Source organism: Streptomyces paromomycinus (assembly GCF_003865155.1).
Classification (GTDB): domain Bacteria; phylum Actinomycetota; class Actinomycetes; order Streptomycetales; family Streptomycetaceae; genus Streptomyces; species Streptomyces chrestomyceticus.
On the sequence record NZ_BHZD01000001.1, the window covers coordinates 3,485,190 to 3,501,938 of the forward strand.

15 protein-coding genes and 2 tRNA genes are annotated in these 16,749 nt (G+C 71.1%); 7 read left to right on the forward strand and 10 right to left on the reverse strand.

Translation table 11 applies throughout. From position 1 onward, the window contains the following. The first annotated feature begins 5 nt into the window (after positions 1-5). Both hisN and OEIGOIKO_RS14140 read left to right on the forward strand, forming a co-directional pair. Positions 6-809 (forward strand): histidinol-phosphatase, encoded by an 804-nt coding sequence (hisN, locus tag OEIGOIKO_RS14135; protein WP_125054351.1) that lies wholly within the window; start codon positions 6-8, stop codon positions 807-809. 212 nt (positions 810-1,021) lie between these two features. Next, positions 1,022-1,435 carry a CBS domain-containing protein gene (locus tag OEIGOIKO_RS14140; RefSeq protein WP_125058684.1) on the forward strand — a complete coding sequence of 138 codons (414 nt, stop codon included), beginning with the start codon at positions 1,022-1,024 and terminating at the stop codon, positions 1,433-1,435. Positions 1,436-1,609: 174 nt separating this feature from the next. Here OEIGOIKO_RS14140 and OEIGOIKO_RS14145 read toward each other — a convergent pair whose 3' ends face one another. Next, the gene (locus tag OEIGOIKO_RS14145) at positions 1,610-3,091 is read right to left on the reverse strand and encodes a catalase (protein WP_125054352.1); all 1,482 of its coding nucleotides are present in this window, start codon (positions 3,089-3,091) and stop codon (positions 1,610-1,612) included. 139 nt (positions 3,092-3,230) lie between these two features. On the opposite strand from OEIGOIKO_RS14145, the gene OEIGOIKO_RS14150 reads away from it, so the two are divergent. After that, the gene (locus tag OEIGOIKO_RS14150) at positions 3,231-3,650 is read left to right on the forward strand and encodes a Fur family transcriptional regulator (protein WP_125054353.1); all 420 of its coding nucleotides are present in this window, start codon (positions 3,231-3,233) and stop codon (positions 3,648-3,650) included. 100 nt (positions 3,651-3,750) lie between these two features. Then, positions 3,751-3,945, forward strand: coding sequence for a hypothetical protein (locus tag OEIGOIKO_RS14155; protein WP_125054354.1), 195 nt, complete (start codon positions 3,751-3,753; stop codon positions 3,943-3,945). A gap of 76 nt (positions 3,946-4,021) precedes the next feature. Here OEIGOIKO_RS14155 and OEIGOIKO_RS14160 read toward each other — a convergent pair. From OEIGOIKO_RS14160 to OEIGOIKO_RS14175, 4 genes are all read right to left on the reverse strand, one after another. Further along, positions 4,022-4,095: transfer RNA gene (locus OEIGOIKO_RS14160), tRNA-Met, on the reverse strand. Between the two features lie 148 nt (positions 4,096-4,243). Further along, the gene (locus OEIGOIKO_RS14165) at positions 4,244-6,106 is read right to left on the reverse strand and encodes a tetratricopeptide repeat protein (RefSeq protein ID WP_174857158.1); all 1,863 of its coding nucleotides are present in this window, start codon (positions 6,104-6,106) and stop codon (positions 4,244-4,246) included. A gap of 208 nt (positions 6,107-6,314) precedes the next feature. Continuing rightward, positions 6,315-6,388, reverse strand: a tRNA-Met gene (locus tag OEIGOIKO_RS14170). Between the two features lie 78 nt (positions 6,389-6,466). Next, complete coding sequence (locus OEIGOIKO_RS14175; protein ID WP_125058686.1) at positions 6,467-9,391, reverse strand: UPF0182 family membrane protein; 2,925 nt, start codon at positions 9,389-9,391, stop codon at positions 6,467-6,469. A gap of 136 nt (positions 9,392-9,527) precedes the next feature. On the opposite strand from OEIGOIKO_RS14175, the gene OEIGOIKO_RS14180 reads away from it, so the two are divergent. Next, positions 9,528-10,082 carry a PPA1309 family protein gene (locus tag OEIGOIKO_RS14180; RefSeq protein WP_125054355.1) on the forward strand — a complete coding sequence of 185 codons (555 nt, stop codon included), beginning with the start codon at positions 9,528-9,530 and terminating at the stop codon, positions 10,080-10,082. 119 nt (positions 10,083-10,201) lie between these two features. Here OEIGOIKO_RS14180 and OEIGOIKO_RS14185 read toward each other — a convergent pair whose 3' ends face one another. The 4 genes from OEIGOIKO_RS14185 to OEIGOIKO_RS14200 all read right to left on the reverse strand — a co-directional run bounded on the left by OEIGOIKO_RS14185 (position 10,202) and on the right by OEIGOIKO_RS14200 (position 13,670). Next, entirely contained in the window at positions 10,202-11,293 is a 1,092-nt protein-coding gene (locus OEIGOIKO_RS14185; RefSeq protein WP_125054356.1) for a YlbL family protein, read from the reverse strand. A gap of 224 nt (positions 11,294-11,517) precedes the next feature. Then, on the reverse strand, positions 11,518-11,697 hold the full coding sequence (locus tag OEIGOIKO_RS14190; RefSeq protein WP_031001097.1) for a hypothetical protein: 180 nt from the start codon (positions 11,695-11,697) through the stop codon (positions 11,518-11,520). Between the two features lie 160 nt (positions 11,698-11,857). Continuing rightward, positions 11,858-12,319 (reverse strand): molybdenum cofactor biosynthesis protein MoaE, encoded by a 462-nt coding sequence (locus OEIGOIKO_RS14195; protein WP_030022102.1) that lies wholly within the window; start codon positions 12,317-12,319, stop codon positions 11,858-11,860. A gap of 199 nt (positions 12,320-12,518) precedes the next feature. Continuing rightward, on the reverse strand, positions 12,519-13,670 hold the full coding sequence (locus OEIGOIKO_RS14200; RefSeq protein ID WP_125054357.1) for an SDR family oxidoreductase: 1,152 nt from the start codon (positions 13,668-13,670) through the stop codon (positions 12,519-12,521). A 192-nt stretch (positions 13,671-13,862) separates the two neighbouring features. Between OEIGOIKO_RS14200 and OEIGOIKO_RS14205 the strand changes: the two genes are divergently transcribed. Beyond that, positions 13,863-15,347 carry a zinc-dependent metalloprotease gene (locus tag OEIGOIKO_RS14205; RefSeq protein ID WP_125054358.1) on the forward strand — a complete coding sequence of 495 codons (1,485 nt, stop codon included), beginning with the start codon at positions 13,863-13,865 and terminating at the stop codon, positions 15,345-15,347. Next, the gene (locus OEIGOIKO_RS14210; protein WP_125054359.1) at positions 15,344-15,871 is read left to right on the forward strand and encodes an NUDIX hydrolase; all 528 of its coding nucleotides are present in this window, start codon (positions 15,344-15,346) and stop codon (positions 15,869-15,871) included. Before OEIGOIKO_RS14205 ends, OEIGOIKO_RS14210 begins: the two co-directional genes overlap by 4 nt. Before the next feature lie 113 nt (positions 15,872-15,984). Here OEIGOIKO_RS14210 and OEIGOIKO_RS14215 read toward each other — a convergent pair whose 3' ends face one another. Then, positions 15,985-16,743, reverse strand: coding sequence for an AIM24 family protein (locus tag OEIGOIKO_RS14215; protein ID WP_125054360.1), 759 nt, complete (start codon positions 16,741-16,743; stop codon positions 15,985-15,987). Between the last annotated feature and the right edge of the window lie 6 nt (positions 16,744-16,749).

A 16,749-nucleotide genomic window follows, 5' to 3' on the forward strand; every position in this document is an offset into this window, starting at 1 on the left:
CGCACATGCCCGACTATCACGATGACCTCCGCCTCGGCCACGTCCTGGCGGACGCCGCCGACGCCGCGACCATGGAGCGGTTCAAGGCACTCGACCTCAAGGTCGAGACCAAACCGGACATGACTCCGGTGAGCGAGGCCGACAAGGCGGCCGAGGAACTGATCCGTGGTCATCTGCAGCGCGCCCGTCCGCGCGATGCCGTCCTGGGCGAGGAGTTCGGCAGCGAGGGCTCGGGCCCGCGCCGCTGGATCATCGATCCCATCGACGGCACGAAGAACTATGTGCGCGGGGTGCCGGTCTGGGCCACGCTCATCGCCCTGATGGAGCGGGGCGAGGGCGGCGACCGTCCGGTGGTCGGCGTCGTCTCCGCGCCCGCGCTCAACCGCCGCTGGTGGGCGGCGGAGGGCCTCGGCGCGTACACGGGCCGCAGCCTGACCTCCGCCACCCGGCTCCAGGCTTCGCGGGTGAGCCGCCTCCAGGACGCGTCGTTCGGGTACTCCTCCCTCACCGGCTGGGAGGAGCAGGGCCGCCTGCCCGGCTTCCTCGAACTGTCCCGGGACTGCTGGCGCACCCGTGGCTACGGCGACTTCTGGCCGTACATGATGGTCGCCGAGGGCTCGGTGGACATCTGCGCGGAGCCGGAGCTGTCACTGTGGGACATGGCGGCCTGCGCCGTCGTCGTGCAGGAGGCGGGCGGCCGGTTCACCGGCCTGGACGGCGTGCCGGGGCCGCACAGCGGAAACGCCGCGGCCTCCAACGGCCTGCTGCACGAGGAACTGCTCAGCTACATCGGCGACGAGCGCCGCTGAGGCCCCGACCGGCCTGAACCGAGGCCCCGACCGGCCCGAACTCGTATACGAACCGGCATCCGGGGGCGTGCGAACGGAAACCGTCCGTTCCGCGCCCCTTGTTGCTCTCCCGGGCGCATGTGAACATGAGAACACCGAAGCTTGTGAACTTGTGAATCGTTTCGCAAGGTGCACTCCGCAAGCGACAAGGGAGGTGGCTCCATTCCATGCCCATGTACGTGCGCAACGCCATGAGCACGGTGGTCCTCACCATCGGGCCCGCCCACACACTGCGCCAGGCCGCCCGTCTGATGGCGGCGCGGCGCGTCGGCGCGGCCGTCGTCCTGGACACCGACACCAGCGGACTCGGCATCCTCACCGAGCGCGACATCCTCAACTCCCTGGGCGCGGGAGAGGACCCGGACCGGGAGACCGCGCAGGCCCACACGACCTCGGACGTGGTCTTCGCCGCTCCGGAGTGGACGCTCGACGAGGCCGCCGCCGCCATGGTGCACGGCGGCTTCCGGCACCTCATCGTGCTCGACGACCTGGAGCCGGTGGGGATCGTGTCGGTCCGCGACATCATCCGGTGCCGGGCCTCCGTCCCGGAGCAGCGCGCGGAGCGGGTCAGCCCCGTACCGGCGTGAGGGGCCCGGCGTCGGTGTGACGCCTCCGGCCCAGGGATGACGGCGTGCGGGCGTACGGCGGCCGGAGCGCAGGCGTACTGCGGCCGGCGCGCGGCCGCCCGCCCGCCCGCGTGCACGCGAAGAGGCCGGAGCCCATCGGCGTCCGGCCTCTTCGGTGTTACGGCAAGGGAAGGGTCAGCCGCGCAGGGCCTGGACCGCGGCCTCCAGCCGCTTGCCGTAGTCGGGGTCCGCCTTGCGGAAGTTCTCGATCGCGCGCTGGGCTATGTCGTCGCGCGAGACCTTGGAGATGAAGCCGGCCAGGTTGCCGACCAGACGCTCCTTCTCCTCCTCCGTCATCAGGCGGTACAGGTTGCCGGCCTGCACGTAGTCGTTGTCCTCGGCGTGCGAGGGCGCCTCCGACTCGCCGGTGGTGCCGCTCACCGCGATCGGCTGCCACATCGCCCGGCCGGTCTCCACCGGGCCGCCGAAGCTGTTCGGCTCGTAGTTCTTCGCGCCGCCGTGCCGGCCGTCGTAGAGCGCGCCGTCGCGGCCGTGCGAGCGGGCCTCGGTGGCGTGCGGGCGGTTGACCGGCAGGTGGTCGGCGTTGATACCGACGCGGTAGCGGTGGGCGTCGCCGTACGCGAACAGCCGGCCCTGGAGCATCTTGTCGGGCGACGGGCCGATGCCCGGCACGAAGTGGTGCGGGGAGAAGATCGACTGCTCGACCTCGGCGAAGACGTTCTCCGGGTTGCGGTTGAGCTCCAGCTTGCCGATCTCGATGGGCGGGTAGTCCGCGTGCGGCCAGACCTTGGTCAGGTCGAACGGGTTGAAGCGGTACGTCGCGGCGTCGGCGGCCGGCATGATCTGCACCTGGACGGTCCAGCTCGGGAACTCGCCGCGCTCGATGGACTCGCGCAGGTCGCGCTGGTGGCTGTCCGGGTCCTCACCGGCGAGCTTGTCGGCCTCCGGCTGGGTCAGGCACTTGATGCCCTGGTCGGTCTTGAAGTGGTACTTGACCCAGAAGACCTCGCCGGCCTCGTTGTTCCACTGGTAGGTGTGCGAGCCGAAGCCGTCCATGTGGCGGTAGGACGCGGGGATGCCGCGGTCACCGAAGAGCCAGGTCACCTGGTGGGTGGACTCGGGCGACAGGCCCCAGAAGTCCCAGACGTTGTCCGCCTCCTGCGAGCCCGTGTACGGGTCGCGCTTCTGGGTGTGGATGAAGTCGGGGAACTTGATGGCGTCCTTGATGAAGAACACCGGGGTGTTGTTGCCGACGAGGTCGTAGTTGCCCTCTTCGGTGTAGAACTTCAGCGCGAAGCCGCGCGGGTCGCGCACCGCGTCGGCGGAGCCGAGGTTGCCCGCGACCGTGGAGAACCGGAGGAACGTCTCGGTCTGCTTGCCGACCTCGGAGAGGAACTTGGCACGGGTGTACCGCGTGACGTCCGCGGTCACCGTGAAGGTGCCGTAGGCGCCGGCGCCGCGGGCGTGCACCACACGCTCCGGGATGCGCTCGCGGTTGAAGTGCGCGAGCTTCTCCATCAGGAGCTGGTCCTGGATGAGTCCGGGCCCGCCGATGCCGGCCGTCTCGCTGTTCTGGTTGTCCGCGACCGGAGCCCCGGCCTCCGTGGTCAGCGGTCCGGTGCTGCTCTGTACCGACACGTGCGCCTCCTGAGTCATGAACCTGCCCTTGGCTTGCGCCGAAACCGATCCTACATTGGACAATGTCTAAGTCAAGAAGAACCCGAAACTCGTACCGAATCCGGTGATGGACGAGCCACTGCTACCCTTGCCCTTATCTGACTGATAGGTGATTGGCATGAGTGACCTGCTGGAACGACTCCGGGGACGCGGCTGGCGGCTGACCGCGCAGCGACGCGTCGTCGCCGAGGTCCTCGACGGGGACCACGTCCACTACACCGCCGACGAGGTGCACGCGAAGGCGACCGAGCGCCTGCCGGAGATCTCGCGCGCGACCGTCTACAACACGCTGGGCGAGCTGGTCTCGCTCGGCGAGGTGCTGGAGGTCAGCACGGACGGCCGCGCCAAGCGGTACGACCCCAACGCCCACCACGACCACCAGCACCTGGTGTGCTCACGGTGCGGAACCATAAGGGACGTACACCTGGACAGCGACCCGCTCGCCGCCCTGCCGGTGCCGGAACGGTTCGGCTTCCAGGTCTCCGAGGTGTCGGTGACGTATCGGGGCATCTGCCCGAACTGCCACTCCCACCGCTGAACCGGGCATCCCGCCTCCTTCCGGCACGTCCAGGTACGTCCCGGTAGGCGAGTTTTCACCCGCCCCTCCTGGGCACCCAGGGCCCAGGAGGTGGTCCGCCATGCCCGAGCCCGGCAGCAAGGACTACGACAAGCGCCGCGCCCGGCTCCGCAAGGACGCCGAGAACAGCGGGATCAACGATCAGCGCGCCAACGAGGAGGCCAACGAGACCCTCCAGGGCGAGGAAGGGTGGCGCAGCCGGGGACCGCGCACCGAGCGCGGCCGGGGCCCGAAGGGCGAACGCACCGGCGAATGAGGTGCCGAGCAGCGCGACAGCGTGACCGGATACGACGAAGGCCCGAATTCCTGGGAATCCGGGCCTTCGTCTTCAGTAGCGGGGACAGGATTTGAACCTGCGACCTCTGGGTTATGAGCCCAGCGAGCTACCGAGCTGCTCCACCCCGCGCCGTTGTGTGTCCACTGTAACCGCACCGCGACGACCAGCGCAAATCACATTGCGTTGCCTCAGGGCCAGCGGGCCGGCGGCGTCCTCGGGGCCGGGCGACGGTCGGCGGCGCCGTACGGGGCGGCCCGCGCCACCCCGTACAGCACGCTCACGCCGACAGCTCCTCCTGGAGCGCCTCGCGCAGCCGCGCCGCGCGCTCCGCGACCTCCGGCGGCCCCAGCTCCACGGCCCGCCGGCACCACTGGTGCCCCTCGGCGAGTGCGCCGCGCCGGGCGGCGAGCAGGGCCAGGCGCAGCGCGGCGCGCCCGTGTCCGTCCTCGGCGGCGCGGGTCCACCACAGGGCGGCCTCGGGCAGACTGCCCTCCCGGGCCAGCAGCAGACCGAGGTTGAAGGCGCCGTTGCGGCTGCCCGCTTCGGCCGCGGCACGGTACCAGCGCGCGGCCTCGACCACGTCGCCCCGCGCCGCCGCGAACATGCCAACCCGAACCTGGGCGCGCCGGTGCCCCTGCCGCGCGGCGTGCTCGTACCACCGGGTGCACTCGTCGTCCTGCCGCCGCTCGACCGCGCCGCCGTCGCGGCGGTCCAGCAGGTCGGCGAGGCGGAACGCGGCCTCGGCGCTGCCGCCTTCCGCCGCGCAGCGCAGGTTCCGCTCGGCGTCCTTTGTGTCTCCGTCGCGCAGTTGGACGATGGCGACCTGGAGCGCGGCCTCGGTGTGGCCGGCCGCGGCGGCACGCTCGTACCACTCGTGCGCCATCCGCTCCGCGCCGCGCTCCGCGTACAGGATGCCGAGGTTGAAGGCGGCGTCCACGCTGCCCGCCTCGGCGGCCTTGGAGAACCACGGTTCGGCGCCCGCCGAGTCGCCGCGCTGGAGCAGCATGATGGCGAGCGCGTTGGCGGCCTCGCGGTGGCCCGCGTAGGCGGCGCGGCGGTACCACTGCTCGCCACGGCCCTCCCGGCCCTGTTCGGCGCAGAGCAGGCCGATGTTGTACGCGCCGTTCACGTCACCCGCGTCCAGCGCGGCGCGGTACCAGCGCTCGGCGGTCTGTGTCTCGCCGCGGTCGGCGTGCAGCGCGCCCAGCGCGTTGGCGGCGTTGCCGTCGCCGTCCTGGGCGGCGCGGCGCCACCACTCGGCGGCGCTCTCCTCGTCGCCCGCGTCGCGCAGCAGGAAGCCGAGGGCGCAGGCGGCCCGCGCCTCACCGCCCTTGGCCGCGGTCAGGTACCAGCGGCCGGCCTCCTGGGTGTCGCCGCGCTCCTCCAGGAGCGTGCCCAGGTGCAGCGCGGCGCGGCGGTGCCCGCGTGCGGCGGCCTGGCGGTACCACTGCTCGGCCTCGGCGTCCGGGACGCCGTCGCCGCCCAGGGCGTTGGCGCGGTCGTCCAGCAGGCGGGCGAGGCGGTACGCGGCTTCGCGGTGCCCCCGCTCGGCGGCGGCCCGGAACCAGCGTTCGGCGCCCACGTCGCCGCGGTGCTCCAGGAGGTCGGCGAGGGCGTACGCGCCGAGGCAGTGCCCCGACTCGGCAGACTGACGCAGCCAGTACTCGGCGGCGGGCTCGTCGCCGCGCTCCCGGTAGAAGCGGCCGAGCGCGTGGGCGGCCGCGGCGGACCCGGCGACGGCGGCGACCCGCCACCAGCCCGCCGCCTCGTCCGCGTACCCGCGCTGGTGCAGCAGGACGCCCAGGTTGTTGGCGGCCGCGCGGTCGCCCGCCGCGGTGGCGGAGCGCAGGTACGGTTCGGCGCCGTCCAGGTCGCCGCGGCGCAGCAGCATCGCGCCCAGCACGCTCATGGCCCCGGTGTCGCCGGCTTCGGCGGCCCGGCGGTGGTGGGCCTCGGTCACGGCTTCGGACGCCTCCGCGGCGGCGTCGGCCTCGATCACGTCCAGCGGCATGTCGGCATCACGCTGGTCCGGAAGCACGGTGTCCCGTCCGTCCGGTGTCCCGGATTCGCGCCCGTCGTCGGGCGCGTGCACAAACCGGCCTGTCTCCAACAACCTTGCCTTGTCCCCCATGAGGGCCATCGTCGCACCACCCGCAACCCGCGTACACCTGGTATACCGCAGCCAGTGAGGTCACTACAGCGTTTTGTCGACTTCCCGATACAGAGACATGCCAAACTCCGTTCTCCTCCACGTCCGTTCACATCTGGGAAAGGCGCGCCCGTCCGGGCGTGTCGCGCCACACATGACGAAGGCCCGGATCCCAAGGATCCGGGCCTTCGTTCTTCAGTAGCGGGGACAGGATTTGAACCTGCGACCTCTGGGTTATGAGCCCAGCGAGCTACCGAGCTGCTCCACCCCGCGCCGTTGTGTGTCCACGGTACCACGGCGCGGAGGGGGTGCCCGGCCCGCTGGTCGGTGCCCAGGGGCCGGGCCGCGGAATCATCCTCCGCCGGTACCGCCGTTCTTGCCGGCGTCACCCTTCTGTGCGGACTTCTTCTCCGCCTCGGCCGCCCGGTCAAGGGCCGCCTTCAGCTTCTTCTGCGCCTCGCCGTAGCCGGCCCAGTCGCCTTCCTTGCGGGCCTTCTCGCCGTCCTCGTACGCCTTCACGGCGTCATCGAGAGCCTGTTGCACCGTCTGGTCGGCGGGCGGCTGCTGCCCCGTGTCACCGCCGTCGGACGGCGGCTGCTCCGTGCCGGAGCCCGGAGGCTTCTTGCCGAACACGACGTCGAGCGCCTCGGCCAGGTTGTTGCCCAGCACGGGGTCGTTCTCGCCGTAGCTGACCAGCACCTTCTTCAGCAGCGGGTAGTTGGTGCCCGCGCCGCGCAGGTAGACCGGCTCCACGTACAGCAGGCCGCCGTTCATCGGGACCGTCAGCAGGTTGCCGTACTCGATCTCGGAGTCACCGAGTTTCTTCAGGATGTTCAGCTCGTTGGCGATCTTCGGATCGGAGTTGAACTTCGACTGCACCTGCTGCGGTCCCGGCACCGGTGTCTGGGACGGCAGTTTCAGCACTCTGATCTTGCCGTAGTCACCACTGGTGGCATTGGCGTCGACCGCCATGAACGCCCCCAGGTTGTCCCGCTTGTTGGGGGTGAACGTCGTGGTGAGCGCGAAGGTCTGGGCCTTCTGGTCCGGCATCTTCAGGCTCTGGTAGTACGGCGGCACCGAGTTGCCCGACTTGTTCGTCGGGTCGTTCGGGACCTGCCAGCGCTCGCTGCCCGTGTAGAAGGTGTTCGGGTCGGTGACGTGGTACGTCGTCAGCAGCTGGCGCTGCACCTTGAACAGGTCCTGCGGGTAGCGCATGTGCTCCATCAGGGACTTGCTGATGGAACTCTTCTTCTCGACCGTCCCCGGGAACGACTTCATCCAGGTCTTCAGGACCGGGTCCTTGGTGTCCCACTCGTAGAGCTTGACCGAGCCGTCGTAGGCGTCGACCGTGGCCTTGACCGAGTTGCGGATGTAATTGACCTGGTTCTGCTGGGCGACGACCGCCCGCTGACCGTCGGTGAGCGAGTCGGCTGTGGTGTCGCCGAGCGTGGTGCGCGAGGCGTACGGGTAGCCGTTGCTCGTCGTGTAGGCGTCGACGATCCACTTGATCCGGCCGTCGATGACCGCCGGGTAGGCGTCCCCGTCGATGGTCAGCCAGGGGGCGACCGCCTCCACGCGCTCCTTGGGCGTGCGGTTGTACAGAATCCGCGAGCCCTCGCCGATGGCGCCCGAGTAGAGGATCTGCGGCTCGCCGAACGCGACCGCGTAGGCGGCGCGGTTGACCGGGTTGGCGAGGTTGACCCCGCTCTTGCCGGTGTAGCTGTAACTCTTCTCGCCGCTCTTGTCGGAGGAGTAGTCCAGCTCCTTCTGCGGCCCGCCCACGATCGAGTACTGGGTGGTCTTCTCGCCGTAGTACACCCGCTGCTCGTACGGGCCGAACTGGCCCTTCGAGGGCAGCTCGCTCTCGGTGTAGGCCGGCTCGCCGCCCTCGGCGAACGTGGTGCCCTTGGCCGCCACCGCGCCGAACCCGTGGGTGTACTTGAAGTGGTCGTTGATCCAGTTCCGCTCGGAGACGCCGTTGAGGTTCAGCTCACGCAGGCCGATGACGGTGTCCTGGTCCTTGCCGTCCTTGTCCTTGTACCGGTCGACGTCGAGCGTCGACGGGAACTGGTAGTAGCTGCGGACCTGCTGGCGCTGCTGGAAGGACGGGGAGACCACGTTCGGGTCGAGCAGCCGCACGCTCGCCGTGGTGTCGGCGGCGTCCCGCAGCTTCTGCCGGTCCGTGTCGTCCTTCGGCTTGTAGTTGCCGTTGTAGCTCTGCACGTCGACACCGTCGATGTCGTACGCGTCGCGGGTCGCCTTGATGTTCTGCTTGATGTACGGCGCTTCCTTGGCCTGCTCGTTCGGCTGGACCTGGAACTTCTGCACGATGGCCGGGTACAGGCCGCCGATGAGGACCGCGGAGAGCACCATCAGGCCGAAGCCGATGACCGGCAGCTGCCAGGTACGGCGCCACAGCGTCGCGAAGAAGAGCACCGCGCAGATCGCCGCGATGAAGAACAGGATCGTCTTGGCGGGCAGGTAGGCGTTGGCGTCCACGTAGCGCAGGCCGGTCCAGCCGTCGGCGGACTTCAGCCCGCTGGACTTCACCGCCAGGCCGTACCGGTCGAGCCAGTACGCGACGGCCTTGAGCGACACGAAGATGCCCAGCACCACCGAGAGGTGCCCGGTGGCGGCGGCCGTCGCGCGCGAGCCGGGGCTCGTGACGCGCAGGCCGCCGTACAGGTAGTGCGTGAGCGCCGCGGCGATCAGGCACAGCACCGCGCAGGCGAAGCCGAAGCTGAGCAGGAAGCGGTACCAGGGCAGGTCGAAGGCGTAGAACGCGACGTCCTTGCCGAACTGGGGGTCCTGCTGGCCGAACGGCACGCCGTTCACCCACTGGAGCCACGTACGCCACTGGCCGGAGGCCGAGGCCCCGGCGATCAGGCCCACCACCGCGGTGACCGCGAGCAGCGCCCACTTCTTGTACGGGGCGATGCCCATCCGGTAGCGGTCCAGGCTCTGCTGCTCCATGGACATCGCGCTCAGCGGCGGCCGCAGCCGGTGCGCCAGCCAGATGTTGACGCCGACCGCGGTGGCCATCAGGGCACCGAAGGCGGCGAACAGTCCGATCTTCGTCCACAGCGTGGTGGTGAAGACCGAGGAGAACTTGACCGACCGGTACCAGAGCCAGTCGGTCCAGAACCCGGAGAACATGACGAAGAGCATGGCCAGCACGGCCAGCACGCCCAGTGTCATGAGCAGGGTCCGGATCCGCCGGGACGGTCGGCCGACTCTGATCCGTGGCCCTGTCGGGCCTCCGCCGCGGTCCGGCATCTGGAAAGCCAAGGTGCGCACCTCGAAGTTCGCTGTCGTGTTGAGCAGGCCCGGCGATACTAGGACCCACTGTTGCAACTTACTAAGGCTTTACTCGGTTCCCGTTTTCCGGGGTCAGCAGGGCACGATATTGAGCATGAACAACCTTCCCGTCGACGGCACCCCCCTCGCCGCCAGCCCGCTGACCCGTGCCGTACTCGAAATCGACGAGTACGCCGCCGGGCTCGGCTGGGACCAGCCCGCCCGTCTCTTCGCCCTCGTGGACACCGCCCGGCTGCGCGAGCAGGAACCCTCGCTCGCCGAACAGCTCGGTATCGACGACTCCACCACCGCCTCGCTGACCCCGGTCGAGCAGGACGAGATCCCGGCCGGCGCCCCGCTGGACGAGTTCCTGGCCACCATCGGCTGGCCGGACGCGGTGGCCGGCTGCGCGATGACCGTGGAGCGGCTGATGCTGCCGCCGTCCGCCGAGGACTCCGTACCGGAGGGCATGGACGAGGCCCAGCTCGCGAAGTGGGTCGCCGGCCACCCGGACCGCCAGGAGGTGCGGATGACGGTGGCGGTGCTGCGGGACGGCACGCGCGAGTCGGCGCTGCGGCTGCGGGAGAAGGACGCCACGTCCGAGGTGCTGACCGGCTCGCAGCTCGTGCCGGGGCTGGCGGACGCGCTGTCCGCCACCTTCGAGAGCTGACGCCGCGGCCCGTCCGGGGCCGGGGCGGGTGCCCCGGCCCGGGCCTGCCGTGGGCGGCGCCGCCGGGCCTCCTACGGGTCCTCCACGGGCGGGCGCGGCAGCGGCTGCCGCGCGGCCGCCTACTTGTTCGCGGGGCAGCTCGGCAGGCCGGCCGTGTCCCCCTTGCGGATCTTCTCCAGGGACTTCAGCGCGTCCCGGATGGTGTCCACCTTGACCAGGCGCAGGCCGTCCGGGTGGTCGTCGACGACGGACGCGCAGTTGTCCTTGGGTGTGAGGAAGTACTCGGCGCCCTTGTTGCGCGCGCCGACCACCTTCATCGCGATGCCGCCGATCGGGCCGACCTTGCCGTCGGCGTCGATCGTGCCCGTACCGGCCACGAACTTCCCGCCGGTCAGGTCCTCGGGCGTGAGCTTGTCGATGATCCCGAGGGCGAACATCAGTCCGGCGCTGGGGCCGCTGACGTCGGCCAGCTTGATGTCGACGTTGAACGGGAAGGTGTAGTCGATACCGGCCTGGATGCCCACGACGGACCGGCTGTCCTTCGCCTTGGCGGTCGTGACGGCGACGTCCTTGGTGGGGCCTTCGGGCCGCTTGCCCTTCTTCTGGGCCGCGGCCGCCTCCTTGGCCGGGATGACCGTGAAGACCGCCGGCTCGCCCGGCTTGTGCCGGGTGACCAGCTTGGCGACGTCCGTGTTGGCCTTGACCGCCGTACCGTCCACGGCCTTGATCACGTCACCGGCGTGCAGCTTGCCGTCCGCGGGGGCGTCCTTGACGACGGATGCCACGACCGTCTGGGAGCCCACCGGGATGTCCAGCTGCTTGAACGCGGCGACCTTGGCGCTCTCCAGGGACTGGGTGAACTCCTCGGCGTTCTGCTGGTCGGACTGCTCCGCCGTCTGGCCCTCCGGGTAGAGCGTCTTGTGGGGCACCACGAGGCTGTCGTGCTTGAGCCAGCCGACGACCGAGGCGAAGAGGTTCATGCGGTACTCGGCGCCGGTGACCCGGACGGTGACCATGTCCAGGTGGCCGGAGGTCGGGTACGTCTTGTGGCCGGATATCTGGAGCACCGGCTCGCCCTCGTCCTCACCCAGGGTGTTGGTCGTGGGCCCCGGGTACATCTCGGAATACGGAACGGGAATCACCATCCCGGCGCAGATCAGCGCAATCAGCATCACGAGAGAGGCGAGCAGCGTCGCGGTGCGGCGTGGCATGGAACGACAGTACGGGACGCGTCCGGCACCCGGTCTCCGGGGCCGTCCGTCCGGGGACGGGCGAAGCGGGGTGCGGAGCGGGGCGCGGAACGCCGGACGCGGCTAATCGGAGCCGCCCCTGGCGGGGCGGCGGAAGCGCGGCGGGGAACCGGAGCCCTGGCGGCCGCTTGCGTCCGCGTACGGCGGCCACGGCCCCGGCCGTGCCCCGGCTCAGTCCGTCATGCTCATGCCGCGTCGGAACCGGAATGTGCCTTCTCGGGCTTCTCCATCGCCTCCCGGAACCGCGCATAGCCCGCCAGTTCCGCCACGTCCCCGGTCCTGCGGTTGCGCGATGCCCAACTGCTCCACACGACGGCGGCGATGACGGCGAGAACCGGAATCGTCAACCAGAGGAGCGCTCCCATAGCGGCCTCCCGACCCCTTGTAACAACCGCAACGACGAATAAGCAGATTAACCATCTGCCAGGTCAACGCTTACGCCAGGGGGCGGGTTACGCAACTGGAGCGCGCGTAAAGGCTTTACCGACGCCGCCCGGAACGCACCCCACCGCCGGAAACCGGCCGTCAGCAGGCGCCGACCCACTCCTGCGTACCGTCCGAAAACCGCTGGTTCTTCCAGATCGGCACCTCGTGCTTGAGGTCGTCGATCAACCGTCGGCAGGCCGCGAACGCCTCCGCACGGTGCGGACAGGAGACCGCCACGACGACCGCCAGGTCGCCGACGGCCAGCTCACCCACGCGGTGCACCGCGGCCATCGCGCGTACGGGGAAGTCGGCGGCCACCTTCTCGGCGACGCGGCGCAGTTCGGCCTCGGCGCTCGGGTGCGCCGAGTAACCGAGGGCGTCGACATCGGCGCCGCCGTCGTGCGAACGGACCGTACCGACGAACAGGGCCGTGCCGCCGGCGGCGGGATCGCCGACGGCCGCGAAGACCTCGTCCAAGGACAGCGGGGTGTCACGGACCGCGAGGAGGCGGATCGCGTCCGCCGCACCCTGCTCGCCCGGGTGGTCATACGTGCCTGGCATGGCTCCATCGTGCCGTACGGGGCGGCGTCGCGGGGCATGGCCTTTCCGCCGGTCCTGCGACGGGGCGGGTTGGAGGCTTCTACAGGCGCGGGAGGACGCGGGCGCGGGCCGGGGTGGCACAAGGCTCCCCCGCGGCGTACGGAGGTTCTCCGCAGCCGTACGGGGCCTCCCCGCAGCCGAGACGGAGCGCCCCCGCCCCTCAGATGCGCCGGCGGGCCTTACGGGCGCGGCGGACCAGGGCGGCGGTGCCCAGGAGGGCGACCGTCGCACCGGCCGCCCCGGCCGCGGTGGCGTCCTTGCGGCCCAGGCGGCGGCCCGCGACCGTGTGCCGGCCCGCGACCTCCTCCAGCAGCTCGGCCAGCACCTCTTCGTTCGTCCACCGGGGGCGCCAGCCCGCCTCGTGGAGGCGGCTGCCGCTGACCACCCACGGGTGCATCGTGTAGGCCAGGTCTCCGGCGGGCGACGGCGTGAGGCCGATGCGGTGCAGCCGGGCGGCGGCGCCGAGCGCCACCGAGGACGGCAGCTCCATGCGCCGGATGCCGGACAGCTCCTCGACCTCCTCCTGCTCCAGCCACCCGTCGCAGCCCACCGCCAGCTCGCCCTCGACCTTCTCCAGCGCGGCGTACTGCAGGGCGCTGACCAGGTCCTCCACGTGGCAGAACTGCCAGGCGGGGCGGGAACCGGCGACGACCAGCAGCCGCGGCGACTCGAAGTAGCGGGTCAGCGCGGTGTCCGTGCCGCCGACCAGGACGGTGGGGCGCAGGACGGTGACGTTCAGGCCGGGGTGCGCGCGGGGCGCGCGGTGCGCCAGGCGCTCGATCTCCAGGAGGTCGCCGACCCCGGTGGCGTCGGCGGTGGCCCGCAGCTCGGCGTCCTCGGCCAGCGGTACGTCGTTGTCGGGGAGCGCGCCGTAGACCATGGCGGAGGTGCAGAGCACGACCCGGTGCACGCCGGCGGCCGCGGCGGCCGTGAGGACCGTCTGCGTACCGCGCACGTTGTACGCCGTACGGGCGTCCGCGTCGGTCTCCAGGTCGAGGTCGACGGCGAGGTGCACGACGACGTCGGCGCCGCGCAGCTTGTCGGCGATGGCCGGGTCCCGGACGTCCAGGACGTGCCAGTGCGCCCCGGCGGTCCCGCCGCGCCGCTCGTCGATGGCCACGACCCGCTTGACCTCGTCGGACTCGGTCAGCGCCTGGGTCAGCAGGGCACCCACGCCGGAGGCGGCGCCGGTGACCGCGACGACGGGGCGGCGCAGCGGCCGGGCGGGCGCGCCGTCCGCCTGTTTTCCTGCGTGCTCGGTCTCGGCAGCTTCGTTTCGCGCTGCGCGAACGGACGGATCTGGGGAACTCACCGGGCGTCTCCAGCGGTTGTCTTCAGTGCGTAGGCGTGCTGACGCGTACGTACCAGGTGGCGTCCATCCTGCCGCAGGCACCGGGACGGCGAAGCACCGAGCCCCGAAGCGGGGCGGGTGTCTAGGCTGGAAGAGAATGTCGGGCAGCCGCCGCCGGCCCCGGGCCGGCGGCCCTACGAGCCGAGGAAACCCGTGAGTGACACCCCATTTGGATTCGGCCTTCCGCCGGAGGAGCCGGAGGACGGCGACAACGGCAAGAAGAAGGGCGGCCAGGGAGGTAGCCAGGGCCCCGCGAACCCGTTCGGATTCGGCGGCGGGAGCGGCGGCGCGGACAATCCGTTCGCGGCGCTCTTCGGCGGCACGGGCGGTCCTGGTGGCGAGATGAACCCTGGCGATCTTGGCGCCGCCTTCCAGAAGCTGGGCCAGATGCTCTCGTACGAGGGCGGCCCGGTGAACTGGGACATGGCCAAGGACATCGCGCGGCAGACCGTCGCGCAGGGCGCCGAGGACGGCACCAAGGACGCCAGCGTCTCCCCCGGTGAGCGGGCGGCCCTCGAAGAGGCCGTACGCCTCGCCGACCTGTGGCTGGACGGCGTGACGTCGCTGCCGTCGGGCGCGAGCACGGTGCTGTCGTGGAGCCGCGCCGAGTGGGTCGAGGAGACCCTGCCGGTGTGGAAGGACCTGGTGGACCCGGTCGCGGAGCGCGTCGGCGCGGCCATGGGTGACGTCCTGCCCGAGGAGATGCAGGCCATGGCGGGCCCGCTGCTCGGCATGATGCGCTCCATGGGCGGCGCCATGTTCGGCACGCAGATCGGGCAGGCGCTGGGCGTGCTGGCCGGTGAGGTCGTCGGCTCCACGGACGTCGGGCTGCCCCTGGGGCCGGCCGGCAAGGCCGCGCTGCTGCCGGGCAACATCGCGGGCTTCGGCTCCGGCCTCGGCGTGCCCGAGGAGGAGGTGCGGCTCTACCTGGCCCTGCGCGAGGCCGCCCACCAGCGGCTCTTCGCCCATGTGCCGTGGCTGCGCTCGCACCTGTTCGGCGCGGTCGAGGGGTACGCCCGCGGCATCAAGGTCGACACGACCAAGCTGGAGGACGTGGTCGGCCAGCTCGACCCGCAGCACCCCGAGGAGCTGCAGAACGCCCTCCAGCAGGGCATGTTCCAGCCCGAGGACACCCCGGAGCAGAAGGCGGCGCTGGCCCGTCTGGAGACGGCGCTGGCCCTCGTCGAGGGCTGGGTGGACGCGGTGGTGCACGCCGCCGCCTCCCCGCACCTGCCGTCGGCCGACGCGCTGCGCGAGACGCTGCGGCGGCGCCGGGCGACCGGCGGCCCGGCCGAGCAGACCTTCGCCACCCTCATCGGTCTGGAGCTGCGCCCGCGGCGCCTGCGGGACGCCTCGCGGCTGTGGGCCCTGCTGACGGACGCGCGTGGCCTGGACGGCCGGGACGCGCTCTGGGAGCACCCGGACATGCTGCCGACGGCCGCCGACCTGGACGATCCGGACGGCTTCGTCCACCACGAGCAGCTGGACTTCTCCGAGCTGGACAAGATGCTCGGTGAGGCCGCGGGCGGCGCCGGGAAGCCGGACCTGTCCAAGGAGACCGGCGAAGGCGGCGGCCGGGACGGCTCCCAGGAGGGCGGCAGGCCCGGCGACGGTGACAAGGGCGACGGCGAGAAGTGAGCCTTCACGACGACGCGGCGCGGGTCCTCAAGGAGTGGCCCGCGCCGTCCCCTGAGCAGGAGCGGCTGCGGCTCTCCTACCTGGATCATCTGGCGGCCCACCCCGACGGCATGGGCAAGCCCTGCAAGGACGGCCACATCACGGCCAGTGCCCTGGTCATCGACCCGGCGCGCGGGCGGGTGCTGCTGACGCTGCACCGCAAGCTCCAGATGTGGCTCCAGATGGGCGGGCACTGCGAGCCCGAGGACGCCACACTCGCGGACGCGGCGCTGCGCGAGGCGCGCGAGGAGTCCGGGATCGCCTCCGGGCTGACGCTGCTGGGCGGGCCGGTGCGCCTGGACCGGCATCTGACACCGTGCGCGTGGCATCTGGACGTGCAGTACGCGGCGCTGGCGCCCGAGGACGCCGAGGCGGTGATCAGCGACGAGTCGCTGGATCTCCGCTGGTTCCCGTACGACGAGGTGGCGACAGTGGCGGACGACTCGGTCGTCCGCCTCATGGAGCGCACCCGCGCGCTCCTGTAGGACGCGTGACGGCCGCCCGCGCCCTCTCCTACGGAGCGGGGCGGGCGGCCGATGCACGGGACGGAGGGTGCGGGCCATACGGGCGGCCGGTCCGGTGAGCCGGCCTTCGCGCCTCAGTTGGTGAAGATGTTCCCCTGGTTCTGGCCGTGGGCGCCCTGCTGGCCCATGCCGAACTGGGCGGCCAGACCGGACCCGATGGCCGCGTTCTGCGGCGGCAGCAGCTCGCTCGGCTGGACGAGCGCGTACCCCTGCCCCAGGAAGCTCAGCTCCCAGCCCTCACCGGTGTTCCCCCGGCGCCGCCACACGCCCGAGGAGTGCGTCTGTGCCTGCATCTGCACCCGCAGCGAGGCGGACCAGGCGACCACCGCGTCCGCGTCGGCGTTGACGTACTTGTCCGGGGTGACCTGCATCATCAGCGGCTGGCCCGAGGTCATCAGCACGACCTTGCCGCGGCCGGAGATGTTGAGCTGGTACTTGCCGGTGCCGGAGATCCCGTACTGGCTGTCCACCGAGACGACCTCCCAGTGGAGGCCGGAGTCCAGCGCCAGCACATAGCTGCTGTCCACGGTCAGGCCGTCGTGGTCGACGTCCATGACGTGCACGTACTGCGCGAGGTTGGCCAGGTAGACGGTGCCCTGCCCGGAGACGCGCATCAGGTCCAGGCCCTCACCGGAGGCGGCGCGGGCACGCTGCTGCCCCGACGTCTGGTAGTTCCCGTCGAACTCCAGCAGCCCCTGATAGGCGACCATGCTGCCTTTACGGGCGAGCAGGTCCTCGTGTCCCTGTAGGGCCACCCGCAGCAGTTGCGGGTTCTGCAGGGTATACCGGTCCTGGGTCTGTGCCTCGGTGTAGGCGAAAAGCGGACTCTGCATGATGGC

What these genes read in the sequence shown, in the direction of transcription:
- hisN (WP_125054351.1), top strand. Translation starts at nt 6, where the DNA reads ATGCCCGACTATCACGATGACCTCCGCCTCGGCCACGTCCTGGCGGAC.
- OEIGOIKO_RS14140 (WP_125058684.1), top strand. Translation starts at nt 1,022, where the DNA reads ATGTACGTGCGCAACGCCATGAGCACGGTGGTCCTCACCATCGGGCCC.
- OEIGOIKO_RS14145 (WP_125054352.1), bottom strand. Translation starts at nt 3,091, where the DNA reads ATGACTCAGGAGGCGCACGTGTCGGTACAGAGCAGCACCGGACCGCTG.
- OEIGOIKO_RS14150 (WP_125054353.1), top strand. Translation starts at nt 3,231, where the DNA reads ATGAGTGACCTGCTGGAACGACTCCGGGGACGCGGCTGGCGGCTGACC.
- OEIGOIKO_RS14155 (WP_125054354.1), top strand. Translation starts at nt 3,751, where the DNA reads ATGCCCGAGCCCGGCAGCAAGGACTACGACAAGCGCCGCGCCCGGCTC.
- OEIGOIKO_RS14165 (WP_174857158.1), bottom strand. Translation starts at nt 6,106, where the DNA reads ATGGCCCTCATGGGGGACAAGGCAAGGTTGTTGGAGACAGGCCGGTTT.
- OEIGOIKO_RS14175 (WP_125058686.1), bottom strand. Translation starts at nt 9,391, where the DNA reads ATGCCGGACCGCGGCGGAGGCCCGACAGGGCCACGGATCAGAGTCGGC.
- OEIGOIKO_RS14180 (WP_125054355.1), top strand. Translation starts at nt 9,528, where the DNA reads ATGAACAACCTTCCCGTCGACGGCACCCCCCTCGCCGCCAGCCCGCTG.
- OEIGOIKO_RS14185 (WP_125054356.1), bottom strand. Translation starts at nt 11,293, where the DNA reads ATGCCACGCCGCACCGCGACGCTGCTCGCCTCTCTCGTGATGCTGATT.
- OEIGOIKO_RS14190 (WP_031001097.1), bottom strand. Translation starts at nt 11,697, where the DNA reads ATGGGAGCGCTCCTCTGGTTGACGATTCCGGTTCTCGCCGTCATCGCC.
- OEIGOIKO_RS14195 (WP_030022102.1), bottom strand. Translation starts at nt 12,319, where the DNA reads ATGCCAGGCACGTATGACCACCCGGGCGAGCAGGGTGCGGCGGACGCG.
- OEIGOIKO_RS14215 (WP_125054360.1), bottom strand. Translation starts at nt 16,743, where the DNA reads ATGCAGAGTCCGCTTTTCGCCTACACCGAGGCACAGACCCAGGACCGG.